General features: G+C 26.9%; 27 protein-coding genes, 1 tRNA gene and 1 other RNA gene. 19 read left to right on the top strand and 10 right to left on the bottom strand.

The window, feature by feature from the left end; genetic code table 11:
- The first annotated feature begins 17 nt into the window (after positions 1-17).
- The 3 genes from Bmayo_RS00280 to secG are packed head-to-tail and all read left to right on the top strand — an operon-like array spanning position 18 to position 2,340.
- Positions 18-1,199 carry a phosphoglycerate kinase gene (locus Bmayo_RS00280; protein WP_075551786.1) on the top strand — a complete coding sequence of 394 codons (1,182 nt, stop codon included), beginning with the start codon at positions 18-20 and terminating at the stop codon, positions 1,197-1,199.
- 1 nt (position 1,200) lies between these two features.
- Positions 1,201-1,962 carry a triose-phosphate isomerase gene (tpiA, locus tag Bmayo_RS00275; protein ID WP_075551785.1) on the top strand — a complete coding sequence of 254 codons (762 nt, stop codon included), beginning with the start codon at positions 1,201-1,203 and terminating at the stop codon, positions 1,960-1,962.
- Positions 1,963-1,977: 15 nt separating this feature from the next.
- Entirely contained in the window at positions 1,978-2,340 is a 363-nt protein-coding gene (gene secG / locus Bmayo_RS00270; protein WP_075551784.1) for a preprotein translocase subunit SecG, read from the top strand.
- A gap of 96 nt (positions 2,341-2,436) precedes the next feature.
- On the opposite strand, the gene ung is transcribed toward secG, so the two are convergent.
- A complete protein-coding gene (gene ung / locus Bmayo_RS00265; RefSeq protein ID WP_075551783.1) occupies positions 2,437-3,108 on the bottom strand; it encodes a uracil-DNA glycosylase in 672 nt (223 codons plus the stop codon).
- An 82-nt stretch (positions 3,109-3,190) separates the two neighbouring features.
- On the opposite strand from ung, the gene Bmayo_RS00260 reads away from it, so the two are divergent.
- On the top strand, positions 3,191-3,847 hold the full coding sequence (locus tag Bmayo_RS00260; protein WP_075551782.1) for a TrmH family RNA methyltransferase: 657 nt from the start codon (positions 3,191-3,193) through the stop codon (positions 3,845-3,847).
- On the opposite strand, the gene Bmayo_RS00255 is transcribed toward Bmayo_RS00260, so the two are convergent.
- On the bottom strand, positions 3,844-4,533 hold the full coding sequence (locus Bmayo_RS00255; protein ID WP_075551781.1) for a queuosine precursor transporter: 690 nt from the start codon (positions 4,531-4,533) through the stop codon (positions 3,844-3,846). The genes Bmayo_RS00260 and Bmayo_RS00255 overlap by 4 nt on opposite strands.
- A gap of 76 nt (positions 4,534-4,609) precedes the next feature.
- Positions 4,610-5,284 carry a queuosine precursor transporter gene (locus Bmayo_RS00250; protein ID WP_075551780.1) on the bottom strand — a complete coding sequence of 225 codons (675 nt, stop codon included), beginning with the start codon at positions 5,282-5,284 and terminating at the stop codon, positions 4,610-4,612.
- Between the two features lie 116 nt (positions 5,285-5,400).
- Here Bmayo_RS00250 and ssrA point away from each other — a divergent pair.
- Positions 5,401-5,762: a transfer-messenger RNA gene (gene ssrA / locus Bmayo_RS00245) on the top strand.
- 81 nt (positions 5,763-5,843) lie between these two features.
- Here ssrA and Bmayo_RS00240 read toward each other — a convergent pair.
- Positions 5,844-5,915 (bottom strand) — tRNA-Gly (locus Bmayo_RS00240).
- Between the two features lie 153 nt (positions 5,916-6,068).
- Between Bmayo_RS00240 and bpuR the strand changes: the two genes are divergently transcribed.
- The gene (gene bpuR / locus Bmayo_RS00235; RefSeq protein WP_075551779.1) at positions 6,069-6,437 is read left to right on the top strand and encodes a transcriptional regulator BpuR; all 369 of its coding nucleotides are present in this window, start codon (positions 6,069-6,071) and stop codon (positions 6,435-6,437) included.
- A 20-nt stretch (positions 6,438-6,457) separates the two neighbouring features.
- Here the strand turns inward: bpuR and rnhB are convergent, their stop codons facing one another.
- Positions 6,458-7,003, bottom strand: a complete 546-nt coding sequence (rnhB, locus tag Bmayo_RS00230; protein WP_075551778.1) for a ribonuclease HII — start codon at positions 7,001-7,003, stop codon at positions 6,458-6,460.
- A 91-nt stretch (positions 7,004-7,094) separates the two neighbouring features.
- On the opposite strand from rnhB, the gene Bmayo_RS00225 reads away from it, so the two are divergent.
- From Bmayo_RS00225 to phoU, 4 genes are read left to right on the top strand one after another with little or no spacing between them, the layout of a single operon-like run.
- Positions 7,095-9,542, top strand: coding sequence for a chromosome segregation SMC family protein (locus Bmayo_RS00225; RefSeq protein ID WP_075551777.1), 2,448 nt, complete (start codon positions 7,095-7,097; stop codon positions 9,540-9,542).
- A gap of 25 nt (positions 9,543-9,567) precedes the next feature.
- Positions 9,568-9,957: a hypothetical protein gene (locus Bmayo_RS00220; protein WP_075551776.1), complete on the top strand. Its 390-nt coding sequence runs from the start codon at positions 9,568-9,570 to the stop codon at positions 9,955-9,957.
- A complete protein-coding gene (locus Bmayo_RS00215) occupies positions 9,954-10,985 on the top strand; it encodes a tol-pal system YbgF family protein (RefSeq protein WP_075551775.1) in 1,032 nt (343 codons plus the stop codon). The genes Bmayo_RS00220 and Bmayo_RS00215 overlap by 4 nt, the downstream gene beginning before the upstream one ends.
- A gap of 10 nt (positions 10,986-10,995) precedes the next feature.
- Positions 10,996-11,667, top strand: a complete 672-nt coding sequence (gene phoU, locus Bmayo_RS00210; RefSeq protein ID WP_014653301.1) for a phosphate signaling complex protein PhoU — start codon at positions 10,996-10,998, stop codon at positions 11,665-11,667.
- Between the two features lie 99 nt (positions 11,668-11,766).
- Here the strand turns inward: phoU and Bmayo_RS00205 are convergent, their stop codons facing one another.
- On the bottom strand, positions 11,767-12,618 hold the full coding sequence (locus tag Bmayo_RS00205; RefSeq protein ID WP_145924568.1) for a protein-glutamate O-methyltransferase: 852 nt from the start codon (positions 12,616-12,618) through the stop codon (positions 11,767-11,769).
- Between the two features lie 186 nt (positions 12,619-12,804).
- On the opposite strand from Bmayo_RS00205, the gene Bmayo_RS00200 reads away from it, so the two are divergent.
- From Bmayo_RS00200 to Bmayo_RS00175, 6 genes are all read left to right on the top strand, one after another.
- Positions 12,805-14,307: a peptidylprolyl isomerase gene (locus tag Bmayo_RS00200; RefSeq protein WP_075551774.1), complete on the top strand. Its 1,503-nt coding sequence runs from the start codon at positions 12,805-12,807 to the stop codon at positions 14,305-14,307.
- Between the two features lie 5 nt (positions 14,308-14,312).
- The gene (locus Bmayo_RS00195) at positions 14,313-15,836 is read left to right on the top strand and encodes a pallilysin-related adhesin (RefSeq protein ID WP_075551773.1); all 1,524 of its coding nucleotides are present in this window, start codon (positions 14,313-14,315) and stop codon (positions 15,834-15,836) included.
- Positions 15,837-15,844: 8 nt separating this feature from the next.
- A complete protein-coding gene (locus Bmayo_RS00190; protein ID WP_075551772.1) occupies positions 15,845-16,582 on the top strand; it encodes a 1-acyl-sn-glycerol-3-phosphate acyltransferase in 738 nt (245 codons plus the stop codon).
- 20 nt (positions 16,583-16,602) lie between these two features.
- The gene (locus Bmayo_RS00185) at positions 16,603-18,402 is read left to right on the top strand and encodes a DNA topoisomerase IV subunit B (protein ID WP_075551771.1); all 1,800 of its coding nucleotides are present in this window, start codon (positions 16,603-16,605) and stop codon (positions 18,400-18,402) included.
- On the top strand, positions 18,402-20,282 hold the full coding sequence (locus tag Bmayo_RS00180; RefSeq protein ID WP_075551770.1) for a DNA topoisomerase IV subunit A: 1,881 nt from the start codon (positions 18,402-18,404) through the stop codon (positions 20,280-20,282). The genes Bmayo_RS00185 and Bmayo_RS00180 overlap by 1 nt, the downstream gene beginning before the upstream one ends.
- A 67-nt stretch (positions 20,283-20,349) precedes the next feature.
- Positions 20,350-20,889 carry a P13 family porin gene (locus Bmayo_RS00175; protein WP_075551769.1) on the top strand — a complete coding sequence of 180 codons (540 nt, stop codon included), beginning with the start codon at positions 20,350-20,352 and terminating at the stop codon, positions 20,887-20,889.
- Between the two features lie 73 nt (positions 20,890-20,962).
- Here the strand turns inward: Bmayo_RS00175 and smpB are convergent, their stop codons facing one another.
- Both smpB and Bmayo_RS00165 read right to left on the bottom strand, forming a co-directional pair.
- Positions 20,963-21,415, bottom strand: a complete 453-nt coding sequence (gene smpB, locus Bmayo_RS00170) for an SsrA-binding protein SmpB (protein WP_075551768.1) — start codon at positions 21,413-21,415, stop codon at positions 20,963-20,965.
- A gap of 2 nt (positions 21,416-21,417) precedes the next feature.
- Entirely contained in the window at positions 21,418-22,881 is a 1,464-nt protein-coding gene (locus Bmayo_RS00165) for an SUMF1/EgtB/PvdO family nonheme iron enzyme (protein ID WP_075551767.1), read from the bottom strand.
- A 70-nt stretch (positions 22,882-22,951) separates the two neighbouring features.
- Here Bmayo_RS00165 and lepB (Bmayo_RS00160) point away from each other — a divergent pair, with 70 nt between their 5' ends.
- Genes lepB (Bmayo_RS00160) through Bmayo_RS00150 form a run of 3 tightly spaced genes read left to right on the top strand, consistent with a single transcriptional unit; the run spans position 22,952 to position 24,990 of the window.
- On the top strand, positions 22,952-23,932 hold the full coding sequence (lepB, locus tag Bmayo_RS00160; RefSeq protein ID WP_075551766.1) for a signal peptidase I: 981 nt from the start codon (positions 22,952-22,954) through the stop codon (positions 23,930-23,932).
- 1 nt (position 23,933) lies between these two features.
- Entirely contained in the window at positions 23,934-24,569 is a 636-nt protein-coding gene (gene lepB / locus Bmayo_RS00155) for a signal peptidase I (RefSeq protein WP_075551765.1), read from the top strand.
- Positions 24,559-24,990, top strand: coding sequence for a DUF188 domain-containing protein (locus tag Bmayo_RS00150; protein ID WP_075551764.1), 432 nt, complete (start codon positions 24,559-24,561; stop codon positions 24,988-24,990). The genes lepB (Bmayo_RS00155) and Bmayo_RS00150 overlap by 11 nt, the downstream gene beginning before the upstream one ends.
- On the opposite strand, the gene bamB is transcribed toward Bmayo_RS00150, so the two are convergent.
- Entirely contained in the window at positions 24,976-26,025 is a 1,050-nt protein-coding gene (bamB, locus tag Bmayo_RS00145; RefSeq protein WP_075551763.1) for an outer membrane protein assembly factor BamB, read from the bottom strand. The two genes, Bmayo_RS00150 and bamB, sit on opposite strands and share 15 nt — an antisense overlap.
- 7 nt (positions 26,026-26,032) lie before the next feature.
- Positions 26,033-26,671 carry a BB0027 family outer member beta-barrel protein gene (locus tag Bmayo_RS00140; protein WP_075551762.1) on the bottom strand — a complete coding sequence of 213 codons (639 nt, stop codon included), beginning with the start codon at positions 26,669-26,671 and terminating at the stop codon, positions 26,033-26,035.
- Positions 26,672-26,707 lie beyond the last annotated feature (36 nt).

Below are 26,707 nucleotides of genomic sequence, written 5' to 3'. Positions count from 1 at the left end.
AGTCTTAAGGTAATAAAATGTCAATAAAAACAGTAAAAGACTTTGGTAGCTTTGCAGGCAAGCGAGCTTTAGTAAGATGTGATTTTAATGTTCCCCTAAAAGAGGGGAGCATTAGCGATGATACTAGAATTAAGGCTGCATTGCCTACAATAGAGTATCTAAAAGAAAGAGGAGCTAGGATTGTACTTATAAGTCATTTGGGTAGACCAGAGGGAAAGAAAAATCTTAAATATTCTCTTAAACCTGTTGCCAATAGATTGTCAGAGCTTTTAGGCCAAGATGTCAAGATGCTTTCTGATTGCATTGGAAATGAAATTGTAAATAGCACCTTGCAAATGAAGGATGGCGATGTTGTATTGCTTGAAAATGTAAGGTTTTATGCAGAAGAAGAGAAAAATGAGAAAAATTTTGCAAAAAAACTTTCTGAGAATGGAGATGTTTTTGTAAATGATGCTTTTGGCGCAGCTCATAGAGCTCATGCTTCAACTGTAGGGATTGCTTATTATTTGCCATCTGTTGGTGGATTTTTAATGGAAAAAGAAGATAAATTTCTTGGTGGAGTATTGAAAAATCCTGAAAGGCCATTTGTTTCAATTATTGGTGGTTCTAAAGTTTCTTCAAAGATTGCGGTACTGGAATCACTTTTATCAAAGTCAAATGTAGTTGTGATTGGTGGTGGAATGGCTTATACTTTTTTGCATTCCGAGGGATATTCTATAGGCAAATCTCTTTTAGAGAGCGAATATATTAATATAGCTTCTTCTTTTTTAAAGAAAGCAAAAGAGTTGGGCGTTAAAATAATTTTACCACTTGATCATATTGTAGCTGGTGATTTTAATAAAAATTCAACTCCTGAATATATAGATTCCTTTAATATTCCTGAAAACAAGATTGGTATGGATATTGGAGCCAATACTTTAAAAGAAATTGAAAAGGTTATAAAAACTGCCAAGACTATAATTTGGAATGGTCCTCTTGGTGTATTTGAATTTGATTTATTTTCAAAAGGAACTGCTAAGGTTGCTGAAATGGTAGCATCTTGCTCAGGCTTAACTGTTGTTGGTGGCGGAGATTCTGTTGCAGCTGTTAATAAATTTAATTTATCTGATAAGATCACTCATGTTTCAACGGGTGGAGGTGCTTCGCTTGAATATCTTGAAGGGAAGATTTTGCCGGGTATTAAGGTTTTGGAGAATTAAAATGAGAAAAACATTTTTAGCGGGAAATTGGAAAATGCATTATACAAGTGTAGAAGCTTCTATTGTTGCAACAAAAATTGCAGCTGGGGTTAAAACTTTAAAAGATGACGTTATAATAATGATAACTCCTCCATTTACGGCTTTGTCCAGGGTTTCAGAATGTATTAAGGGGAGTAATATTCTTCTTGGTGCTCAAAATATGTCTTATATGGAAAATGGAGCAAGGACAAGTGAAATTTCACCCTCAATGCTTTTAGAATTTGGAGTAGAATATGTTATACTTGGTCATTCTGAATGTAGATTGTATTTGGCAGAAACAGATGAAATAATAAATAAAAAGATTCTTGCAGGGCTTAAGCATCCTTTTAAGTACTTAATTCTCTGTGTTGGAGAAACTCTTGATGAAAGAGATTCTGGAAAAACTTTAGATGTTGTTTTAAATCAGGTTAAAAAGGGGTTAAATTGTGTTTCCGAATCAGATATTAAAAGGATAATTTTAGCTTATGAACCTGTTTGGGCGATTGGAACGGGTAAAACCGCAACTAAAGAGGAAGCAGAAGAGGTTCATAAGGCAATTAGGCTTGAGATTATGAAGCTTTATTCAAAGTTAGCTTCAGACAATATTATAATTCAGTATGGAGGCTCTGTTAATTCAAGCAATGTAAAAGAGCTTATGAATGAGTCTAATATTGATGGTGCATTAATAGGTGGAGCATCTTTAAAGGCCGAATCTTTTTTATCTATAATTAACAATGTTCTTTAGTTAAAGAGGTTTGTTTTGGATTTAGTTAGATTTTTTATTTTTATAATTTTTGTTATTGTTTCAATTTTTATTATCCTTTTAGTTTTAATTCAAGATGAACAGGGCGATGGAATAGGCGGTGTTTTTGGAGGTGGTAGTTCCTCTATTTTTGGGGCAAAGTCTTCAAGTGTTGCTGTAAAAATTACTGGATTTTTTATAGCACTCTTTTTTATCTTTGTAGTTTTGTTATCTTTTCTAAATACTAGAAGAGCAGATAATAGCTTTCTAAATGACATAAAGACTGAAAATAAGAATAGTTCAACTTTCTGGGATGATGATAATGATGAATCAGATACCAATATTAATGAAATGAAAGAAAAAAAATTGAAAGAAAAATAATTTAAATTGGTTACTTTATATACTGAATAGTATTTATTCAGAGAGTTTTTTGCATAAAGAAATTTTAAATCATAACCATTATTAAATTTATTAATTTTATTTAAAGTTTATTGTATTTTTATTGTGTTTTTTTAAATAATCTAAAGCACTGCTAAAATGGTTTGATCCCAAAAATCCATTGTTTGCTGAATATGGAGATGGATGGCTTGTTTCAAGAATTAGATGCTTTGTTGGGTCAATGAGTCCTTTTTTACTTCTTGCTAAATTACCCCAAAGCATAAACACAATATTTTCCAAATTTTTAGAGATTATTTTTATTACTTCGTCTGTAAAAATTTCCCAACCAATAGCTTTGTGAGAAGAAGGCTTGCCCTCTTCGACCGTTAAGATTGTATTTATTAGAAATACACCTTGAATTGCCCATCTTTTTAAATCTCCGTTTGGGATGGTTTTTATTTTTAAACTTTTTTCTATTTCTTTAAATATGTTTTGCAAAGACGGTGGAATTTTGATTTCTGAATCTACAGAAAAAGCAAGTCCATTTGCTTGGTTTTTCCCATGATATGGATCTTGTCCAATTATTACCACTTTTATGTCTTTAAATGGTAAAGAGTCAAAAGCATTGAATATAAGTTTTGGAGGAGGAAATATTTTTCCATTTTTTGTTTTATATTCATGTTTTATAAACCTCACAAGCTTTTTAAAGTACTCTTTGTTAAATTCATTATTTAAAACTTCTTTCCAAGATTCTTCAATTTTTACTTTCATTTTTGTATTATATAAGAAATAGTTTGTAATTTGAAATATATTAAAGGACGGATTTGTTATTTTTGAAATTTAAATTTTTATTATGTATGATGATGTATTAAAAAGAATATGTGTTTTGTCTAAGTTTATTACAGATGAAAAAAAAGCTAGGATTGAGAAAGTATTAAGTCTTCGCACCAATTATTTAACATTTGTTCTTGAAGACATTTTTCAGCCTCAAAATGCAAGTGCTACTATTAGAACAGGTGAAATTTTAGGACTTAGTGATATTCATGTTATTGATAAAAAGAATAAGTATACTTTAAATCCAGATGTTACTTTAGGATCTTCACAATGGATAAATTTAAATAAGTATAAAAATTCTAAGTTTGCAATTGATAGGTTGAAGTCTGATGGATATAGCATAGTGGCCACATCTTTGAATGAGCAAGCAATAAATCTTGAAAATTTTACAATTAACAATAAAATGGCGGTATTTTTTGGGACAGAATTAACAGGGCTTAGTGAAGAAGTCTTGGAAGCTGCTGATTTATATGTAAAAATACCTATGTATGGATTTACCCAAAGTTATAATATTTCTGTAGCTGTTGCGATAGTCATGTATTCTTTATTGATTCGCTTAAGAAAAAGCGGTATTGATTACTTGTTAAATGAAGCTGAGAAATCAAATTTGAGATTAAAATATTATAGACGAGTTGTTAAAAATTATCAATTTATTGAAAATCTTATTAATTCTTAAACTTCTCTTATCTTTTTCCAAGAATTTAGAAATAGGTAAAAAATGGTATCGATTGTGATTATTATTAATGTAATAATTAGAGAGCCTTTTGTAAGTTCGATATTTTTTGTTTCAGGGTAGAATTTAAGTATTGTATTTATAGATATTGAAACTAGTAAATTAGCTAGATATCCAGAAATTAGTCTTGATAAAGGATGAATGATCCATAAAGATTTTATTTTTGTTTGCTTAAAATAATTATATAGTAAGATGTTTATATATTGGGATAGAAAAAACACATAAGTTCCAATTAATATTGTTAAAATGTATGTAAAGTTATTAAATAATATTTTAAAATGAATATCTGAGGTGTCTAATTTATTATGATTGAATAATATCATAAAATTAAGCATAATTGTAAAAGTTATGTTTAACAAAAGGCTCAATATCACAGAATTTGTTGCTTCTTTTTTGTTATATTTTTCTACCATTAAGTTTAAAGAGAATGATGCTGATAAAAAAGTAATGCCTGATAAATTTAAGGACATTCCAAATGTTTTTAAATTTCTTAATATTATAATATTTGACATTGTTGAAATAATTGCATTGAAACAAAAAAGTCCAGATTTCCCGAAAAATCGGTAAAGAATCCCCAATGTTATATATGTAAAGAGAAACATTCCTATCCACAAGCTTAAATCAAACATATCTTGATTCATAACACTTAATTGTACCAGATTAATTATCTTAGATAAAGTTTTTTATTTATGTAAATTAATTTTTTTATTTTTGAAGTTTTATATATTTTGCCAGATATATAAAAGGTGTTCCCAAAAATCCTGCTAAACCTTTAATTATGTATGTGGAAATTACTATATCTAGGAAAGCTTGCTTTGGAAATATTTTAAAATAGGTTGCTATGCTTACAAAAATTGTTGTATCTATTAAGCCACTTATTAATGTTGATCCATTTATTCTGAAAAATAAAAACTTGGGAAATTTTTTTTTAATAAACTGATATAGATATACATCGTTTAATTGGGAAACTAGGTATGCAACAAGAGAGGCTAATAGTAAAGCTGGTATTGAAGAGAAAATGTTTTCTAAGCTTTTAAAATTTTCTTGAGTTCTATTTGACATAAAATGAATTTGTGCATTTGTTAATACTGCAAAGACAATAAAGCTGATAAATCCAATATAAACGGCTTCTTTTGAAGTTTTTTTCCCATAAAATTCTGAGAGAATGTCTGTTGCCATATATGACGATGCATAAATAATGTTGCCCAATGTAGCATTGATTCCAAATATTGTAATTTGTTTTAAAACTTGAATGTTTGCTATAATAATTGCTACTGCAACCCACACAAATAATCCGTTTTTTTTAAAAAAAAGGGATACAATAATCAAAAATGTATAAGCAGTAAATAGCATGCCAAACCATAATATTTCATTAAACATAAAATTCCCTTTTATTAATATTGGATTTATATTATAAAATTTTACCTTAATTTTTGCAAATAAGGCGATAAGTATTGTTGTTTTCTTAAAATTATGCTATAGTAGCCTTTGCTTGAGGGGATGTTTTGGATTTGACTAAAAATGCTAATATTGTAAGTTGCAGGCAGAGGGAATCTCTTAAAACTTCTAAAATAAATGCAAAAAATAATAACTTTACAAGCTCAAATCTTGTAATGGCTGCTTAAGTTAGCAGAGAGTTTTGTTGAATTTTGCTTTGAGGTTCACTTATACTCTTTTTGACATCAAAGCTTGCTTAAAAATGTTTTCAAGTTGATTTTTAGGGACTTTTATACTTGAGAGCAATTTGGCGGTTTGCTAGTATTTCCAAACCATATTGCTTAATAAAATACTAGATAAGCTTGTAGAAGCTTATGGTATTGTTTTTAGGACGCGGGTTCAATTCCCGCCATCTCCATTTATTTCATTCGTTTACTTATCCTTAAATATAATCCTTAACAAGAATTGCTAAATATTTAGAAAATGAGAAGTCATTATTTTAAGCGTCCTATCGGAATCGAACCGACATCATTAGCTTGGAAGGCTAAGGTAATAGCCATTATACGAAGGACGCAATACAATAATTTACTTATATAAAAAAAATCAATTTATGTCAATAAGATTTATTGTAATGTTATTTTTGGCTAGTAATTTTTTTTTTAAATAAGTACAATTAATTTAACTTAAATGTAGTCAAGTATAACAAAAACTTGTGTGGAGGAAATTAATGGGAGAGAGAGGGGAAGTATACTCTGAGAAACTATTTACAGAATCTGAGAGAACTTATTTTTTTAATGTTAAGGAAAATAGAAAAGGAGATTATTTTTTAAATATTGTAGAGAGTAAAAGAAGTTCAAGTGGAGATTTTGAAAGACATTCTATTTTTGTATATGAAGAGAATATAAGTGAGTTTGAATCCAATTTGCTTAAGGCAATAGCAGTTATTAAGCAGAAAGTATCTACGGTATCTGGTGGTTCTTCTGCTAGGTATAATAAAGGGTATGGTGAATATGGAGAGAGATCTAAATTAGACGATTCTAGATTTGATAAGAAATCTCATTTATCAGGCGGTCGATTTAAAAAGAAGGATTATTAAATTTTATTATTTTTATTTTTTTAAATTAGTTTAAAATTTTTTCTATGAAGGCTTAAAACCCCATATTTTTTTATTGCGTTTTTATGTTCTTTTGTGGGGTATCCTTTATTTTTTTTGAGTAAATATAATGGATATAATTTATCGTATTCATCCATTAGTTTATCTCTTTTAACTTTAGCAATAATTGAAGCGGCTTTTATTTCGTCTATTATTGAATCTCCTTTAATTATTGCTTTAACATTTTTTGCTGTTATTTTTGGAATAAATTTGCCATCTACAAGTACTAAGCTGCAATTTAATTTTAGGTTTTCGTATGCAGTTTGCATTGCAAGAAGGGATGCGTTGTGAATATTTATTTTTTCTATTATTATATTTGAAATTTCAGCGAATGCATAATATGAGTTTTCAAGTATTAGTGGAGATAGGTACTCTCTTTTTTCTTTTTTTAGTTTTTTAGAATCATCTAATTCTCTTATAAAGCTAGGTTTTTTTTTGAAAACTACAGCAGCGCTTAGAACAGGCCCGAAAATGCAGCCCCTTCCAACTTCATCTATTCCGCAAATCATAATTGACCTTTTTTTAAAATATTTTTATTTATTATAATATGAAATTGTAGATTTATCAGTAATTGTTTTTTAATTTTAATTTGGAGTTAGTTTGGTTTTAAAAAAAATAGTACTCTTGGGGTTTAAATCTTTTTTAAATAGACAAGAGTTTGAAATAGGTGAAAATTTAAGTTTTATTGTGGGTCCTAATGGATGTGGAAAGAGCAATCTTATTGATGCTGTGCGTTTTTGTATGGGAGAAGATAATTTGAAATTTTTAAGGGTTGAGGATATTTCTGATTTAATTTCTGTTTCAAAATTAGGAAAATCAAATTTTGCAGAAATAACTCTTTTTTTTAGCAACATTAACTCTGAAAAATCGACTTTAAAGGAATTTGAAGGAGATTTTTATATTCGCAGGCGTCTTTACAAGGATGGTTCAAGTGAGTATTATTTTAATAATAAAATTTTGAATTTTCAAGATTATAATAGACTTTTGAACAGTTTTAAGTTTAAAAAATCTCCTTATATGTTTATAACTCAAGGTAGGGTTGAAGACATTTCTTTGGGAAGAAATGTGAATCTCAAGTCTTTAATTGAACAGGCAAGCGGAATAGATGTTTTAAAAATTGAAGAAGAAGAGGCGCTGAAAAATTTTAAGCAATCTAATCAAAATTTGTCATCTTTGTTATCTCTGCAAGAAAATTTAAAGCAAAAGTACGATAACATAAGAAATGTTTATCTTTTGAGGAAAAAACATCAAGACTTAAGTCAAAAATTAGAAGCTTTAGAGAAAACAATAACATTAAAAAAGCTTTTTAATATTAATTTTGATCTTAATGTTTTGAAAAACGAATTAAATTTAGACGGTTTGGGTAAATTTTTGCCTTCTGGTTTTAAGGAAAAGTTAGAATTTTATTCATTTAGAGAAAAAAATGTTATTAACAATATTCATGCATTAGAAAAGGATCTTGAGCTTATGAAGTCTAAAATTCTTGGACTAGAGATTAAAATTCAAAAATTAGAGCAAGAAAAGGCGTTAAAGATGAATTTGGAAGATAAGTTTGTCAAGAGCAAATCTGAGTCTGAAGAGAAAAAAAATTCTATAAATAATAATTTATATCAATTAAATAGTTTGCTTAAAGAAAAGAAAAATGAATTTTTTTCTTTAAGCGATGAGATTAATAGGTATACTAAAAGTTTTTTTGAGCTTGTTGATCTAATTTTATCTGTATTAAAGAGCGCTAAATCAGAAGAGCTTGTTTTGTTAAAAGAGAATATATTAGACTCTCTTAAGCTTTTTGAAGAATCATTAAGTATAAAATATATTAAAGAGATTAGAGTAAATTTAATCAAGTATATAAGTAAAGATGAGAATCTTTTGGCTTTATTGAAGGATAAAATTGAGCCTATTTTCGATCAAAATGTTAATTTAAAAAAATTTTTGCTTGAAAAAAATGCTTTAAAATCAAATCTTGCTAAAGAGATAACAAATATTGAGAGATTAATTGAAGAAAAGACTCTTCAATTAAATGATGTATTAGGTGAGCTTGAATACATAGAGCTTTCTAAATTTAAAAATTTGGACGAAATTAAACTTATAAATGGTAATTTAGAATTTTTATTTGAATCTAAGAATAGTCTTGATGAAGAGCTTAAAGATTTACATTTAAAGCTTGAAAATTTAAATTTAGAAAAGAGCGATATTCAGCTTAATTTAAGCAATCTTATTGGTGCTTCAAAATTCAGTAGTGAGCCTTTTAAGGAGAAGGATTTTAGTTCTTTAGTTTTTTTAAATGATTTTAAAAAAACTAATTATTATGAATATATAAAAAAACAGACGGAATACGAATTTCTTTTAAATTCTAATGTAAGCATTAAAAGCGAAATAGAAAATTTTAATGTTTCTAATCAAATGTCTGGTAAATTTGAATTGGAAGAAGATCTTGCAACCAGAGAGTTGTTACTCAAAGAGATCGATGCAATCAATCTGGGTGATTATGTATTTTTCAATATTGATAAAGAATTTGATGAAACTAAGGATCGTTTTGAAAAAGTAAGTTTGCAAGTAGAAGATTTAAAGCTTTCAAAATATTCATTGCAAAAGCTTCAAAAAAAAATAAAAAATGAGATTTATAAAAAATTTAGAGAATCATTTGATGAGATTAATAAAAATTTTTCTTACTTTTTTAAAAAAATTTTTAAAGGAACCGCTAGTCTTTTTTATAATGAAAATACCGATAATGTTGAGATTAGAATAAATTTTTCAAACAAATTTGTCAAAAACAATAATATGCTTTCAGGAGGCGAGAGTACTTTGGTTAGTATGGCTTTTTTATTTGCACTTTATTATTATTCTCCTGCTTGTTTTTGTATGCTTGACGAAATAGATGCGGCTCTTGATTTTGAGAATAGCAAAAAACTTTCTTTACTTTTAAAAGAATTGGGGAAAAAAATTCAACTTTTAGTAATAACCCATAATGCATATGTTTCTGAGGGTGGTGAAAATTTGATAGGCATTACACTTGATAATGGTGAAAGCAGGGTGTTTAATATATAATTAAGTTAGATTTAAGGGAATTAACATGCAAAATAGAAAGTTTAGTTTTAGAAAATATTTTTTAATTTTAATATTTTTGATTTTTATTGTTTCAGGGATTACTTATTTTTATTCAACACAAATGTTAGATAAATCTCAAAAGTCTGTTGAAGACAATTTAGATGCTAAGGTTAAATTAGTTAATATGGAAGATTTTTATTTTGATTTAAATGAATGCCTAAATATGGATGATTTTTTTATTCCAAGGCCTGATTTTTTAAATGAAAATTTAGTTGTTGATGGGTTGATTAAAAATAAATTTCTTGATGAAAATTTTTTTAAGGATCTTTGGATTAAAAAGGAAAATTTATTTAACTTTGATATTGAGAAGGAGAATGAAAAATTAATAGATAAGATTTTAGAAATTTCCAAATGATTAAAAAATATTTGATTTATATAAGTTTGCTATTTATTGTTTTTAAAGTTTACTCTGAGCCAGCTTTTATAAGTCAAGTTGATTCATATGAGCTTGATTTTAGCAGTAGAGAAGTAGATATTAATGTAAATACCAATTCAAAATTTAATCTTTCTTTTAAAGATGAGTCTTGGATTTATATTAAAAGCAATGAAAATGAAGTTTTTGTTAAGTTAATTGGAGAATCTTATGATAACGGCGCTGTTTTTACTTTTCAAGCTTTTAAAAAAGAAGGCAAAATTAAGTTGGTTTTCAGTTATCAAAGTGTTAAAGATTCAATTGAATTTAATAAAATAATTATCTTGAAAATTACAAAGAAGTTTGAAGTTGCAAGTCCACATGCTGGTGGTGGTTCTAACAAGGACATTGAAAGTGTTAATAATCTTGAACTTGGAAAGGATAGTATTAACGGGATAACTTCTAAAGAAGTTATTGCCAGGGCTTTGAATTTATCTTACATAAATGATTACAAAGGAGCAATAGATTTGCTTAATAAGTATAATTTTAATGATGATAAATATATTTTATTAAAGGCAGAAATTCATTATAAAAATAGGGATTATTTAAAATCTTATGAAAATTATTTGAAGCTAAAGAGCAGCTGTTTTCAAAGCATTATTTTTGATCTAATTAAGCTTGGTATAAAATTAAATATTAAAGAAGAGGTTTTAGAGAGTGCTAGATATTTAGTTGAAAAGAATATTGCTTTTTCTGAGAGTATTTATCTTGATATCTTCGAATTCTTGGTAACAAGGGGAGAGTATGAGTTTGCTTTAAATTTTAGCTCTCTTTACTTTCCTAAGTATATTAATTCAAGCTTTTCAGATAAATATAATTATTTCTTGGGAAAGCTTTATGAGTCTGAGAGCAAGCATAAAGATTTTTTAAAGGCTTTGTATTACTATAAATTGGTTATTGATAATTATCCTTTTAGTTATTATTATGAGAGAGCCAAGATAAGATATTTATTTTTAAAGCGGTTTTTTTAGGAGATATGATATGATAAGGCGAAGGCTTACTAAACAACTTGAAATAATAAAAGATTATCTTTGGGATATGAAAGAATGTGTGCTTAAGATTATTGATGATTCTTTAATAGCCTTAGAATCTAAAGATAAAAGTTTAGCTAAAAAAATAATCAATGAAGATGAAAAAATAATAGATGATTATCAATATGATATTGAGGATTTGTGCGGAAGAATAATTGCGACTGAGCATCCTGTTGCTACAGAGCTTAGAGAAATTTTAGCAATTATTAAAATAATAAGTTCTCTTGAAAGGATTGCAGATCATGCTACTAAGATTGTAAGGGTTGTTCTTCTACTTGAATCAGATTTGGATGATTTTGATTTTCTTAATCTGTATTTTAAGCCTTTAAGAGAAATGGCCGATACAGCTAAAGAGATGTTGTCTGATATTTTTGATGCATATTTTGATGGAGATTTTACTAAAATATTAAAGATAGTTAAGTATGACAATATAATAGATAAATTATTTTCAAAGCAGAAAAGTATTGTTATTGATGCAATGAAAAAAAATCCTGAAAATTTAGATTATCTTTTAAATATATTATTTTTGAATAGTTTCCTAGAAAGAGTAGGAGATCATGTAGCAACAATTGGTGAATTGCTTTATTTTATTAGAATAGGCGAGAAAGTAAACTTAACTTAGTAGCATTATTTTTTAGATTTTTTAAGCTAAATAAATTTTATATAATAGAAAATTTATTATATAAAAAATTTTTATAATAAGAATTAATTGTCATAACTATTAAATCTTTTTATAGGTAGCAGGCATAATGTATTCGAGATTTTTGTTTCCCCTAATTGTTTCTGAATGTCCAATTAAAAGATAAGAATCCTTTTTGAGATAGGAGTTGAATTTATTGGCAAGGTTGTTTCTGGTTTTTTCATCAAAATAGATCATGACGTTTCTGCAAAATATTAGGTCAAATTTTTTGCTAAATGGAAATTTCTCATCCATTAAATTTAATTTTTTAAAGTAAACTATTTTTTTTAAAATTTCTTTAACTTGGAATTTATCATCTTGAAGTTGATTTAAATATTTGGTTTTTAAATATTTGGGCAAATTTATTATACGATCTTCAGGATAAATTCCTTCGCTAGCCTCATTTAGAACGCTAATTGAAATGTCTGTTGCTAAGATTTTGACTTTAAAATTTAATTTATTATTTTCCATGTATTCTTTTATTATCATTGCAATTGTATAAGGCTCTTCACCGCTTGAGCAGCCGGCTGACCATATTCTAATTTCTGAGTTTTCTGAGTTTAATATTTTTTCAGTAAGTTGGGGCAATATTTTATTATTTAAAAAATCAAAATGTTTAGATTCTCTGAAAAAATAGGTATGATTTGTTGATATTTTATCTATTAATTCAATTAATTGGATATTTCCAGTGCTTTTTTCTAAAAAGTTGATATATTCAGTGAAATTTTTAAAACCTTTGATTTTCAGAAGGGATGATAATCTGCTTTCAATTAGTAACTTTTTTTTTTCGCTGAGATTGATTCCAAAATTGTTGTAAACTATTTTTATTAATCTTAAAAGTTCGTCCTTAGTTATGTTTATATTAAGATTGAATTTGTTTTGATTCATATTCATATACTTTTGATTTCATTCTCCTTTTTTATCCAGAGCGATTCGTTTTCATATTAGAAATGTAAATTTTTTTAGTTCTATAATACTTAAGCTTATATCTTAAGTTAGATATTTCAATTGCAATAATTTTTCAATTGTGATAATTTAGTAGTTAAATTATTAGTATGCTTACTTATTAAAGGTTGTTTTATGCAAAAAAGAAGTAGAAAAGTCAAAAATGATTTAGTTGTGCTTGAATCTAAAGAAAAAAAAGTTGGTATGTGGGGCATTTTTGCTCTTATTTTAATTGTTTTCGGATTTATTATTGCACCTTTACTTCCAGGGATATTTGATAATGCTCATTCATCTGGTTTAAAATTTGGTTCTTATAAAGGTCAACCTATTTACTATAAAAAAGATAGTAAGTTTGCCAAGTATGTAAATTATTATTCAAGTCTTTATTCTAGATTGCAGGGCAATGCTAAAAATATTAATACAGATTATAATGCCTGGTATTTGGCATTTATGAAATATGTCGAGGATGTTGCTTTTTTGGACTTAATAAAAAAATATAATTTTTATATTTCTAAGGAAATGCTGAATAAAAATTTACTTAGATCCCCAGAATATTTAGACTCTAGTGGAAATTTCAGCTCTAAAAGGTATAATAAAGCTTCTGATTATCAAAAAGTTAAAATTTATGATGATATGGTAGAAAATATATTGTTTTCTAATGTGAAAATTTTTTTTAATAGTAATTTGATATTTCCCGATTCTCTTTTTGATTTGATTAAAGATATGAGTACTGTAGAAAGGCATATTTCATATTTTTTTCTTTCCTATCAGGATTTTTCTAATAAAGAGGTAATATCTTATGCTGAGAAAAATTTAAATTTATTCAAACGTTTATCGCTTGCGTCTATTCGTTTTAAAAATATGAATGATGCTCGGAGTGCTTATGATAAGCTATTAAATAAAACTCCATTTGAAGAGCTTGCTAAGCTTTATTCAGATGATATAGCTAATTTCAAGGGCGTTGTTTCTTCGGATAAGTATTATTTTGATTTAGATCTTAATGTTGAGAAGAAAGAAGATCTAAATTCCATTTTTTCTTTAAGAGAAGGTGAATTTAGCAAGCCTATTAAGATTAAAAATAAAAATGAATATCAAATATATAAGGCATTTAGTAATGTTAATAATTTTGATAAAAATTCAGATCGTGATATTAGCTCTGTTAAGAATTACATTGAAACTTATGAACCAAGCGTTATTGAGGGTTATTTAGAGAATAAGCTAAATGATTTTCTTAGTGATGTTAAGTTTAGCAGTTTAAGTCAAGTTCTTGAAAAATATCAACTTAGTTTAAAGGAAGAAATTGTTAATTTGTCTTATAATATTAATGTTTACCCTAATACTTTAAAAGAGTTGGTTGAGTTTAATAATAGCAAGTCTTTTTATGATATTATTTATGGATTAAAAGAAAATTCTTGGTCTAAGCCTTTTGTAGCAAATAAAAAGGTTTATTTATTTTTTCTTAATTCAGCTAAAAAAAAATCTAATCAATTCAAAGAAGATGTCAAAAATGAAAAACTTCTTGATAATTTCAACATTGCAAATAATGGTTTGATTACAGATTTTTTGTTGAACAAAAAAGATTTTGTTAATAATTTCAATGAATCGTTTTTTGCTTTGCAAAACTTTAGTCAAAATTAAGGATTATGGCAAAGGTTTTGGTTGCTAATGCAATTTTTCTGAGCAAAGAATTAATTCAATTTTATAATTATTTTTATAAATTTTTGTTTTTATTCTTTTTTTTTATATTGTTTGCTTGTTCTAAAGTAAGCAAAGATTTTATTGTTTTTAACAAAGATGTAAAATCTGCCTCCAAAATCGATAATTTAAATTCTAATGTTTTAGAAGTTAATAAAATGGAAGATTTTTTTGGAGATATTATAGATTTAAAAGGGTATAAAATTCTTGCAGTTCAACAGGAAAATTTAAATTTAGATGTGTATTTTGAACAGGTGGTTTTGGCTCAAAATTTTTCAAATCTTAATGCGTATTTGTTTATTATTGGCTTTGATCCTAAAATTAAAGTTGGAACTATTCTTTTTAAAACTCAAATAGATATTGACCCAAAAAATTCTTATAACATGTATCTTGAAGATATTACAGGTGATTATGATTTTAATATAGTTGTTCAGGGATTTTTAAAAGATAAATCTGTTTTGTATGTTTTTCAAAAATCTGTTTTAAATGATGTGTCTTCTTATAAGCCCATATTTTTTGACAAAGTTAATGGCACTGTTCTTATCAATAAGTATGCAAGGTCTTCAGCCTATGAAGAAAACAGATCAAGAGAAAGCTATTCTATTTCTTTAGAAAAATATGAAAAAGTGGGGGAAGATTTAATAATTAGCAAGATTGAAAAATATGAATATTCTCATGTTCAAGGTAAATATTATCTTTCTTCTGTGAGTGAAAAAGTTGGCAAAATTGATAATAATATTTATAAAACTTTAAAGAATTTAAGTAAAGATGAAGTTTATAGATTTTTGCATGGGGTTTGGTATGATATTCATGACTATAATAAAAAGCATAGCAAAGATATTGATGAAGTTTTATTCTTGTCTTTTGAAAGGCAATCAAGCGAAATTAATCTTTTTAAAAAAAATTCTCAAGAAGTTGCAAAGATTGAATATATTTCAAAACCTGCTTACAATACTCTTAATATTAGCGCAAAGTCTCTTTTTTCAGATTTGATAGTTTACAACTTTTGGATAAAAATTGTAGATAAAGAAAATATTGAAATCAAAATTGACACTAGTACAAATTCTTATGATAATAGTGGATTTTCGGGCGCATTTAAGAGATTTGATGAGAATGTCTTAAATGTTAAAAAAAAGGATAATGATATTCATTTTATTCCTAGTGGAAATTATGTGTATAAGGATAAAATTTATGACTTTTCTTATCCCCATCTAACTTATATTGATGAGAATAAAATTTATTATGGTATTTTTAATATTTTTCCTTTAAAAAATAATTTTGTTCTTGAATATGAAATTGATATGGGTAGTTACAAGCTTGTTGAATCTTTTTTTCTTGAGCATAGCGAAAGAGTTGTTCAAAAGCAAAAATTTTCTACAATCATTTTGAATCCTATTAAAATTTTAAAAGATGATGTAAGCTTAGTTAAAGGACAAAAATTAAAGCTTGAGCGAATAGAAAAAATAGGATAATAGTTTTTATGAAAATATTGAGAAGTATTATAACTTATTTTAATGTTTTATTGTTTTTGTTAATTTTAATTTTTTTTTTATTTCCTTTTTACTTGGTTTGTAAAATTTTTTTACTCGAGCGTTATGTTGTTAGATTTAGTTTTATTATGATGCGAGCTTGCATTAAGATTAGCTTATGGCTTGCTGGAATTAAAATTATTGTTACAGGTTCTGAGAATATTCCTAAAAAAAGCAATGTAATAATAATGGGAAATCATATTGCGGCTATGGATCCTTTGATTTTTATTTATACTTTTGCCAGCCCATTTGTAATATTGGCAAAACATTCTTTGCTTAGGGTTCCTTTTGTGAATATTGTTTTAATTGTTATGGGTGTTATTTTTGTTAATAGAAAGAGCATAAGATCTGCTGCTATTGCTGAGGCTAAGGCAATAAAGGTTATGAGAGAGGGTAGATCTATTGGAATTTTCCCTGAAGGGACTAGAAATAGAGGGGGGGATACTAAGGTTTTTAAAAAAGGTTCAATTAAGATGGCATTAAAGACAGGAACATCAATTCTTCCTGTTACTCTTTATAATACTAATAACTTTTTTATTAAAAATATTATTTTTAATTCTGGACTATCTGTTTATATTCATGTCCATCCTTTAATAGATATTTTAAAATTAAGTGAGTATGAAAAAGAAAATCTCACTAGTATTATTAGAGATCAAATAGTTAAAAAGCTTGAAACTATTAAAATTTAATTTATAAAGCAAGGATTTAGATGAAGACTCAAAATTATGATGAAAGTAAAATAATCACTCTATCTTCTCTTGAGCATATTAGATTAAGATCTGGTATGTATATTGGACGTTTAGGAGATGGCTCTAATATTGATGATGGTATTTATATTTTAATTAAAGAGATAATAGACAATTCAATTGATGAGTTTATTATGGGTTACGGAAATGAAATTTTTATAAAAAAAGAAAATAATCTTATTTCTATTAGGGATTATGGAAGGGGAATTCCTCTTGGAAAAGTTGTTGAGAGTGTTTCAATTATTAATACTGGAGCCAAGTATAATGATGATGTTTTTCAATTTTCTGTAGGGCTTAATGGGGTTGGAACTAAGGCGGTTAATGCCTTAAGTTCAAAATTTCTAGTAAGATCAACAAGAAATGGCAAATCTTTTGAGGCTTTGTTTTCTAAAGGAAAATTATTAGAATCTAGAGAAATAAAATCTTCTGATAAAGATGGTACTTATGTTGAGTTTTTAGCAGATTCAGAAATATTTGGAAGATATTCTTACAGTGAAGATTTTCTCAAGAGAAGATTTTTCCATTATGCTTGTTTGAATAAAGGGCTTATAATAAACTATAATGATCAAGTTTTTGAATCTAAAAATGGTCTTTTGGATTTTTTGAATTCAGAAATTAAAATTAATGATTTGCTTTATGATATTGTTTACTATTCTAGTAAAACTTTAGAATTTGCTTTTTCTCATACAAATAATTATGGTGAGACTTATTTTTCATTTGTTAATGGGCAATATACCAACGATGGAGGCACCCATCAGACTGGTTTTAGAGAAGGCTTTGTAAGAGCTATTAACGATTTTCTTAAAAAAACATATTCCTCAACAGATATTAGGGAGGGACTTGTTGCAACTCTTTCTGTTAAAATTAAAGACCCAATATTTGAAAGCCAAACTAAGAATAAGCTTGGAAATGTTGAAACTAGGGGCAATGTTGCAAAGGAAGTGCAGAAGATAATTTCTGAAATTTTATATAAAGATAAAATACTTGCAAAATTGATTGAGAAAAAAGTAGTTGACAATGAACGACTTAGAAAAGAGCTAAGTAGTGTAAGAAAAGAAGCAAGAGAGAGAGCAAAAAAAATATCTTTTAAAATCCCCAAACTTAAGGATTGCAAATTTCATTTTAACGACAGCAGTAAGCAGTCAGAACAAACTATGATCTTCTTAACAGAAGGGGACTCTGCAACAGGCTCAATGGTGTCTTGTAGGGATGTTTATACTCAGGCTATATTTTCTCTTAGGGGAAAACCTCAAAATATGTTTGAAAAAAACAAATCTGAGATATACAAAAATGAAGAGCTTTATAATATGATGGTGGCTCTTGGCATTGAAGAATCAATTGAAAATTTAAGATACAATAAGGTTGTAATAGCAACCGATGCAGATTTTGATGGATTTCATATTAGAAATTTGTTGTTAACTTTTTTCTTGACTTTTTTTGAAGATTTAATTTTAAATGGTCATATGTATATTTTAGAAACTCCTCTTTTTAGGGTTAGGAATAAAAAAATCACGGTCTATTGTTATTCTGAGGAAGAAAAGCAAAAAGCCATTCTTGAGCTTAAGGGGGGATGTGAGGTAACAAGGTTTAAAGGCCTTGGCGAAATTTCTCCAAATGAATTTAAAGGTTTCATTGATATTAATAGCATTAAGCTTACAAAAGTGGACCTTTTTAATATTAAAGAAATAAAAGATAAATTGGGTTTTTATATGGGGCAAAATACTCCTGAGAGGCGGAATTTTATTATGGAGAATTTGATTTAATGGATATTAGAACTGTACTTAAAGATAATTTTTTGCAATATTCATCTTATGTTATTAAAGATCGTGCTATTGCTAGTGTTGTTGATGGATTTAAACCAGTTCAAAGGAGAATTATACATTCTCTTTTTGAAATGCATGATGGTAATTTTCATAAAGTTGCAAATGTTGTTGGTAATACAATGAAATACCATCCTCACGGCGATACGTCAATTTATGAGGCTCTTGTTAATATTGCTAACAAGGATCTATTTATTGAAAAGCAGGGCAATTTTGGTAATTTGTTTACAGGTGATCCTGCTTCTGCTTCTAGATATATTGAATGTAGATTAACCCCTTTGGCTTTTGATGTTCTTTACAGCAAAGAGATAACAATTTATGAACCTTCTTATGATGGAAGAAATAATGAACCTTTGCTTTATCCTGCAAAAATTCCTGTTATTTTAATTCAGGGAAGTGAGGGGATTGCCGTTGGAATGGCGGCTAAAATCTTGCCTCACAATTTTAATGAGATTTTAAATGCAGTAAAGAGTGAGCTTCTTGGAGAGAGTTACGATATTTATCCTGATTTTCCAACAGGAGGAATAGTTGATGTTAATGAATATGCTGATGGTAACGGTAAAGTTTTAGTTAGAGCTAAAATTGAAACTATAGATGAAAAAACAATTGTAATAAGGGAATTGCCTTTTGGTGAGACTACTGAGAGTTTGATATCTTCGATTGAGAAAGCGATTAGAAAAAATTATATTAAAGTTTCAAGCATTAATGACTTTACTGCTGAAAATGTGGCCATAGAACTATCTTTGCCGCGGGGTGTTTATGCAAGTGAAGTAATTGAAAAGTTGTATCATTATACAAATTGTCAGATATCAATTTCTGTTAATTTATTGTTGCTTAGCGAGAGATATCCTGTTGTTTATACTATTAAAGATCTTATCAAGTTTCATGCAGATCATCTTCAAAAAATTTTAAAAATGGAACTTGAATTGCAAAAAAGCAAGATTCTTGAAAAAATATTTTATAAAACACTGGAGCAAATTTTTATTGAAAAAAAGATTTATAAACTTCTTGAAACAATTTCTAAAGAAGAAAATATTGTAAGTATAATATTGTCAGAGGTTTTAAAGTATAAAGAATCTTTTTCAAGGGAAGTTTTGAAAGAAGATGTTGAAAATTTGCTTAAGATTCCAATTAGAAAAATAAGTCTTTTTGATATTGATAAAAATTCCAAGGATATTAAAATTTTAAATAAAGAATTAAAGGATATAAATAGCAATATTTCTTCAATAAGAGGATATTCAATAAACTTTATTGATTTATTGCTTGCAAAGTATTCTAAAGAGCATCAAAGAAAGACTAAAATTTCTTTGATCAAATCAAAGAATGTAAAAGAAATAGCTACAAAAAATATGAAAGTTTATTTGAACTTGGCAGAAGGTTTTGTAGGAACCAGTCTTTTTGATGGTGAATTTATTGGAAATGCTAGTTATTATGATAAAATATTGGTTTTTAGGGAAAATAGTTATGTTCTTAAAAATGTTGAAGACAAGACATTTATAGATAAAAAGAATGTATGTGCTTTAGTTTATGATATAAATAATTCAAAAGATCAAATATTTTCAATAATTTATCTTAACAAACTTGACAATTTTTATTATGTTAAAAGATTTAAAATAGATAAATTTATTACAGATAAAGTTTATGAATTTTTAGGAGAAAATGATGAATTTGTTGATTTTTCATTGAATCCCAAATTTGTAGAATTTTCGACAAATAAGGACATTGTTAAAAGAATTGAAATTTCTAATTTTATAGTAAAATCAAGAAGCTCTATTGGTAAGCGAATTTCAAACAACAATTTAAAAAAAGTTAAATTTAAATAGTTTTAAAAACCTTTTTTAAATTTAATTAATATGCTACCATAGTACCAGTTTTAATAAAGGGGTTTTTATGAATAAATTTTTAATTTTTGTTTTGGCAACCTTTTGTGCTTTTTCTAGCTTTGCTCAAGCTAATGATTCTAAAAGTAGTGCGTTTAGCATGAATGCTGGAGAAAAACTTTTGGTTTATGAAACTGGTAAACAAGATCCTATTGTGCCATTTTTATTGAACCTTTTTTTAGGGTTTGGAATAGGCTCCTTTGCTCAAGGAGATATTCTTGGAGGTTCTCTTATTCTTGGATTTGATGCAATTGGTATAGGGCTGATACTTACAGGAGCTTATTTAGATATCAAAGCTCTTGATATTAATGCTAAAAAAGCTGCTTTTCAATGGACTTGGGGTAAGGGAGTTATGTTAGCAGGTGTGGTTACTATGGCTGTGACAAGATTAACAGAAATTATTCTTCCATTTACATTTGCTAATAGTTATAATAGAAAGCTAAAAAATAGCCTTAATGTAGCTTTGGGAGGATTTGAGCCTAGTTTTGATATTGGTATGAGTCAAGCCAGTGCTCTTGGTTTTGAACTGTCTTTCAAAAAAAGCTATTAATTTTATTTATTATAAAAATGAGTGATTGCAATTTTGTATTGTGATTACTCATTGTAATTAAAAATTAAAGCTTTTATTTGTATTTTATTTCTCTACTAAGATCCTTTTTTATGCTTTTTTGTTTTAGTATTTCTCTTTTGTCATACAATTTTTTACCTTTACATATTCCAACTTCTACTTTAATTATCGATTTTTTTAAATAAAAACTAATAGGAATTAAAGTATATCCTTCTTTTTCTATAAATTTTTTTAGCCTTTGTAATTCCTTTTTTTTGATTAGAAGTTTTCTGGGCCTTAATTCATCATGATTAAAGATATTTCCTTCTTTGTATTTTGATACGTGCAAGTTTTCAAGCCACAATTCTTCTTTTTTTATGCTTGCAAAGCTATTGTTAAATGATATTTTTTTTGCCTTTATTGATTTTACTTCAGTTCCTTTTAGTACTATTCCACAACTTATTTTCTCTTCAATAAAGTAATTAAATTTTCCTTTTTTGTTTTCAATAAGCAAAGTGTTTGTGTTCAAATCTATTCCTTTGATACAATCAACCTAAAACCAATGTTTGGAGAACTCCAATTTTTCAAAAAAGAAGCTTTAATTGATGGATTGAGTAAATTATTATTTTGATGAGAGTATGTTCTAATTTCTGTTATCAATGAGTAAAAATTTGAATTTTCGTTATAAAAAGTTTTTTCATTTTTGAATATTGCGATATCATTAAAAGATGAGTTTTGCATTAAATTCCAAAATCCAACTTTTTTTGATATTTCATTAATATTTAATGGGTTTTTGTTTGGTTCTTTTTGGTACAATTCCCATTCTTGTGATATGGGCAGCCTTGCTTTGAATCCTTCGGGAAGTTTTTTAGAGTACCAGTTGGCGTATTCTATTGCTGAGAAATAAGATATTCCTGTAATAGCTTCATTTAATCCTATTTGATTAAAATTTTTAAGATAATTTTCATCTACAAGTTGTTCTTTGATTAAATTTTCTTTGTTATTTAATGTCCATTTTGGATTTTCTTTTAAAAAATCTTGATACTCGTATTTTGTAACATTTTGCTTTTGAATAAGAAATTCTTTTATATTATATGTAGATTTTAGTGAAATATTTTTTGAATCTAATTCATAATTTTGAATTTTTTCGATTTTATTTGAATTTATTTTTTGAAATCCAGGCAATTTTATATTGATTTTTTCATTTTTAGAAATTAATTGAATATTTTCATTGTTTAGGGTTTTGGCTAATGTTTTCACCCAAGGCTCATTTTTTGTTAGCATTTTTAAATCTTTATTTAAATTTTCTAAAAACCAAAAGATAGCTCTACTTTCTAAGTCAAAATTTGTTTTTAAAGAGTTCCATATTTCTTCTTGATTGCTATTATCTTGGTCTATTGAATACACGACTTTGTATGAATCTAGAAAATCTTTAAACATTTCTATTGAATTTAAGTAAGGTATGGAATCTTTTAGAAATTTTTTAATGTATTTAGGATGTTCTTTGAGTTCGCTAGATATTAATGAAAATACAGGAATTAATTTTGTATTTTCATTAATATCTTTTATTTTTACCATTATAGAGAGCTCTTTTTGTCTTTGTTTAATGATCTTTTCAGGATCAATCAGTTCTAAGTTTATTTGTAAGCTATAGTTTCCAAAAAATTTGTTGTGAATTTTTATCTTTTGTTCGTAGGTTTTAAATCCCATCCTTTTTGCTCTAATAATTCCTTCAGTGGTATTTATATATTTATTAAGTGGAGTTCTGCCGATATATTTTTCGTTTAAATATATGTAGGTGTTTGCAATATTGGAATTTATTTTTAAATATGCTCCTGGATTTTTAAACTTAGGTATGATTATTAAAATTGATACTAAACTTAAAAGTAGTATTATTGTTGTAAGAAATATGTAAACTTTAGGTGATATTCCTAGAATTGGCTTTAATTTAACTTCAAAAAGCTCAATATTTGAATTCTCATCAACTTCTTTCATCTTTTAAAGTATAGAAAAGTATTTAAATAAGTGTCAATATTTTGTATGATTTAATTCTTGAGGTTAGATTATGTATTTAAGAAGATTGGATAAATTTGCATCTTTTTTGGTATGCATTGTTGAGAGATACTTGACATATAGAAAAAGAAAGAAATATTTTTGCAAATTAAGGGCAAAGAAACGAGGATTTTTTCTTAACTTTTTGTTTGATTTTGTAGCGGCGGCAATTTTTGTATTGGTAATAAATCAGTATTTTGTTCAAGCTTATAAAATACCATCAGGTTCAATGGAAAATACTCTTCAAATAGGAGATTTTTTATTTGTAGATAAATTTTCTTACGGTCCTGAACTTTTACCAGGGTTATTTAAGATTAATGGGTTTAAAGCCCCAGAAGAATCCGATATTATTATTTTTGAAAATCCAGAGTATAAATCAAAGGGTGTTTTTTTTGATATCTTTCAAAGAATACTTTACATGCTAACGTTATCTTTTGTTGATCTTGATAGAGATGAATATGGCAATCCTAATGTTAGATTTCTTGTTAAAAGAGGTGCGTTTGCAGATGGTAAAATTGTTAGATTTAATAACGGCAAAGCTTATATTAAAAGAGAAGGCGAAGAAAATTTTATTTTAGAAGATTCTTATTGGGATTTAGTTGATAAAAATTTTAAAATTAAAAAAATTGTGGCAAATGAGGACTATGGGATTTATGGTGATTTTGCTATGTTTGTTGCTTTGAGTCAGCTAAATATAAATTTAAGTAGCACTCCCGATTTCTCATTTTTTGATGTTAGAATGATTGATAGGTTTGAATTTGAAAGATTGGAATATAAGTATTTATCTGCTTTTATGCCCTATGTTGATTATTATATAGAAAAAGCTATAATAAGGGATTACGGTATTTATGTTCCTTACGGATATATTTTGCCAATTGGAGACAATAGAGACAATTCTCATGATGGTCGGTTTTTTGGAGTAATCAATAAGAATAAGGTGCTTGGAAGGACCTTAATAATATATCTTCCATTTTCTAGAGTAGGATTTATTTAAAGTGGCTCCATATTTAACTTTCGAACAAAGGCTTTTGAGGAAAAAGCAAAGAAAAATTTTTTTAAAATATGTTTTAACATTTTTGATGTTAAATTTTTTTTTCACAAAGTTTGTTTTGCAAATTTTTATGATTAAAAGTAATGAGATGTTGCCAACAATAACAAAAAATGCTAGTTTATTTTTTGTAGCAACACATATAACTTCTTTTTTTATTCCTTTGAAAATGAATGATATTGTTCTTTATGAGGATTTCAGGTTAAATAATAATTTTTTATTAACTTTAATAAAAGATTTCTTTTTTTTAAATAAAATTTTTAAAAGAGCAAGCTATAAAGTATCAAGAATAGCAGCTGTTCAGGGTGATTCTGTATATATTAGAGGTTTGAATGTTCTGGTAAATAAAAAGGATACAAATTTTTTTTATTTGAATGGCAATTTGGTTAGCTATTACAAGTTAAATAGTTTTTTTAATACAGACGAAGTGGTTAAGTGTTTTATTTTAAAAAAAAATGAATTTTTTTTATTAAATGACAATTTAAGTGTTTTAAATGATTCTAGAATATTTGGGCCTATTAATAAAAATGCTATTGTTTCTTTTTTGGCCTTTAAGGTAGTGGACTATAAGATTGTTAAATAAAATTTTTGTTGATGCTGATTCTTGTAATTTTAAGATAATAAAATTTTTACAAAAATTTATATTGCACAATAAATCAAAACTTATTGTAGTTTCTAATAAGTTTTTGAGTTTAGAAAAAACAGAAAATGTTGCGTTGGAAGTGGTAGACAATGTTGATTCATTTATTTTGAATTTAGCAGATAGGCATAGTCTTGTAATTACTCGAGACATTTTTTTTGCTAAACTTCTTTTAGATATTGGGACTAAGGTTATGAATGATGAGGGTCAAATTTTTGATATAAATAATATAAATTATTTATATTTTAGATCCAAGATTAATTTCAATTTGAAAATTAAGATTAAAAAATATTATGATGGAGATTTTAATAAATCTAGATATGAGAAATTTATAATGAATTTTTATTCTTTATTCTTTAGTTAATTTTTTGTTTTCCAATTTCCACAAGCCTTTGCCCTGAGTTAATATGTAAATTGTGTTGTTTGATACAGGAATAATATCATTAAGGCCCGTTTTGCTTAGCTGAGAACCGTTATAAGATCCAGGTTCTACGGATTTTGAGGGTGCTTGTAGAGCAAAAATTCCTTCTTTATTTTTTGTAAATTCTGCAAATCCATTATTACTTCCGATTAATATCGCATCATTAAATTCTCTTGCAAAGTAGCTGCTAAATTCGCCCACTTCGTCTTGAATAAATATTGGTGTTGCGTAATTATTTGTACTTGAATACACCTTAAATTTTGTGTCTAAATTATTATAACCACCAGTTATTACTAAAACTTCAGAAAAACCTCTAATGCTTGTTTTAATGATAGGCATTATTTCTTTGGCTTGTTGATGGTCTATATTTGTATATGCATTGTTATTCATTTGCCATATTTTAAGTGAATTTCCTGTAATTAAGTTATCTTCATTTGATATTTGATAAAATTTGTCATTTTCAGTAGCTTGTGATGGTGTTTTGTCAATTCCTTGTAGATCAAAAATTTTCTCACGATTATTTTTGTCTATGGCCAAAATATATGCTTCTTTTACGCCATCGCTTCCCATAGATTTTAAGAATTTATATGCTTTTAGCGGTTTTTGAAATTTTAATGTCCAATCTTTTCCGTTTAGCTCGCAAACCGCTAATTCTGCTTTTTTGTTTTGTGCTAAAAGATAGGTTTTCCCAGATATATTTACAATGTCGTTTATAAATTCATAAGAATTGCTCAAATCAATTTTTTCAATCTTGCCGTTTTCTTTTTTAAATAAATGCATGGCTGCAATGTAGAGAGTTTCTCCTACTAGAGAAATTCCTCTTGGACTTGAACTGCCTAAAATATTATATTCATTTTTTATTTTTTGTAGATTTCCTAATTGAGAAAATATGGATTCGCTTGAGCATGCTAGTAGTAAAAATATTAATAGGTTTAAAATTAATCTTTTTTTAAAATAGTTTTCATATTTTTGTTTCATTTTTATCCTACAATTTATTTACATTCACTGTAACTGATAATGATATAAGTGCAAAATGCGCCATTTTAGCAGAATTTCCAAATTCAAACATCATCCACCAAGATGCTGTTGCTCCAAAAGCCCATTTATAGTTAAAGTTCCATAAAATTCCAGATCCAAAAGAGATTGTGGGGAGTGCATCAAAAGTTCTTAAATTTGTAATATTATTATTTCTATCTCCATATGTATTAAGAGAAAATCCTATATTTGTGAAAACTGGAATTTGAAATAATTCTCCTATATCAAATATATAATTTATTAAAAATGTAATAGGCACACTATAAAAAATTTTGCCTACACTTGAATCTGGATTTAATATGTTAAAAGAATGGTTAATGTCAAAGTTAAACATATATCTTAGTTCAAGTCCAATTGCTAAATTGTTTAAAATATGGTATTGGTATTTTATTGCTCCAATACCTCCCGGGTATAAATTGGTAGGATAAGCTTTTGATAAGTCGTTGTAAAAAATAGGAACTCCAACACTTAAATCTATTCCCAAAGTAGAGTTTGTATGTCTATCAATATTGACTGCAGCTGTAATTTTTTTTATGTTTATACCAATTAGCAAGACTGCAATTAGTATTATAAAAAGATACTTTCTCATTATTCTCCATTCTTTTAAAATTATTATCCTTGTTTA

The sequence above is a fragment of the Borreliella mayonii genome (assembly GCF_001945665.1).
Taxonomy (GTDB): Bacteria; Spirochaetota; Spirochaetia; order Borreliales; family Borreliaceae; genus Borreliella; species Borreliella mayonii.
Note: the sequence above shows the minus strand (reverse complement) of the source record. Positions and strands in the feature narration are given on the sequence as shown.

Coding starts and splice junctions, on each gene's coding strand:
- Bmayo_RS00280 (WP_075551786.1), top strand. CDS start 18: ATGTCAATAAAAACAGTAAAAGACTTTGGTAGCTTTGCAGGCAAGCGA.
- tpiA (WP_075551785.1), top strand. CDS start 1,201: ATGAGAAAAACATTTTTAGCGGGAAATTGGAAAATGCATTATACAAGT.
- ung (WP_075551783.1), bottom strand. CDS start 3,108: ATGAAAGTAAAAATTGAAGAATCTTGGAAAGAAGTTTTAAATAATGAA.
- Bmayo_RS00260 (WP_075551782.1), top strand. CDS start 3,191: ATGTATGATGATGTATTAAAAAGAATATGTGTTTTGTCTAAGTTTATT.
- Bmayo_RS00255 (WP_075551781.1), bottom strand. CDS start 4,533: ATGTTTGATTTAAGCTTGTGGATAGGAATGTTTCTCTTTACATATATA.
- Bmayo_RS00250 (WP_075551780.1), bottom strand. CDS start 5,284: ATGTTTAATGAAATATTATGGTTTGGCATGCTATTTACTGCTTATACA.
- bpuR (WP_075551779.1), top strand. CDS start 6,069: ATGGGAGAGAGAGGGGAAGTATACTCTGAGAAACTATTTACAGAATCT.
- rnhB (WP_075551778.1), bottom strand. CDS start 7,003: ATGATTTGCGGAATAGATGAAGTTGGAAGGGGCTGCATTTTCGGGCCT.
- Bmayo_RS00220 (WP_075551776.1), top strand. CDS start 9,568: ATGCAAAATAGAAAGTTTAGTTTTAGAAAATATTTTTTAATTTTAATA.
- Bmayo_RS00215 (WP_075551775.1), top strand. CDS start 9,954: ATGATTAAAAAATATTTGATTTATATAAGTTTGCTATTTATTGTTTTT.
- phoU (WP_014653301.1), top strand. CDS start 10,996: ATGATAAGGCGAAGGCTTACTAAACAACTTGAAATAATAAAAGATTAT.
- Bmayo_RS00205 (WP_145924568.1), bottom strand. CDS start 12,618: ATGAATATGAATCAAAACAAATTCAATCTTAATATAAACATAACTAAG.
- Bmayo_RS00200 (WP_075551774.1), top strand. CDS start 12,805: ATGCAAAAAAGAAGTAGAAAAGTCAAAAATGATTTAGTTGTGCTTGAA.
- Bmayo_RS00195 (WP_075551773.1), top strand. CDS start 14,313: ATGGCAAAGGTTTTGGTTGCTAATGCAATTTTTCTGAGCAAAGAATTA.
- Bmayo_RS00190 (WP_075551772.1), top strand. CDS start 15,845: ATGAAAATATTGAGAAGTATTATAACTTATTTTAATGTTTTATTGTTT.
- Bmayo_RS00185 (WP_075551771.1), top strand. CDS start 16,603: ATGAAGACTCAAAATTATGATGAAAGTAAAATAATCACTCTATCTTCT.
- Bmayo_RS00180 (WP_075551770.1), top strand. CDS start 18,402: ATGGATATTAGAACTGTACTTAAAGATAATTTTTTGCAATATTCATCT.
- Bmayo_RS00175 (WP_075551769.1), top strand. CDS start 20,350: ATGAATAAATTTTTAATTTTTGTTTTGGCAACCTTTTGTGCTTTTTCT.
- Bmayo_RS00165 (WP_075551767.1), bottom strand. CDS start 22,881: ATGAAAGAAGTTGATGAGAATTCAAATATTGAGCTTTTTGAAGTTAAA.
- lepB (WP_075551766.1), top strand. CDS start 22,952: ATGTATTTAAGAAGATTGGATAAATTTGCATCTTTTTTGGTATGCATT.
- bamB (WP_075551763.1), bottom strand. CDS start 26,025: ATGAAACAAAAATATGAAAACTATTTTAAAAAAAGATTAATTTTAAAC.
- Bmayo_RS00140 (WP_075551762.1), bottom strand. CDS start 26,671: ATGAGAAAGTATCTTTTTATAATACTAATTGCAGTCTTGCTAATTGGT.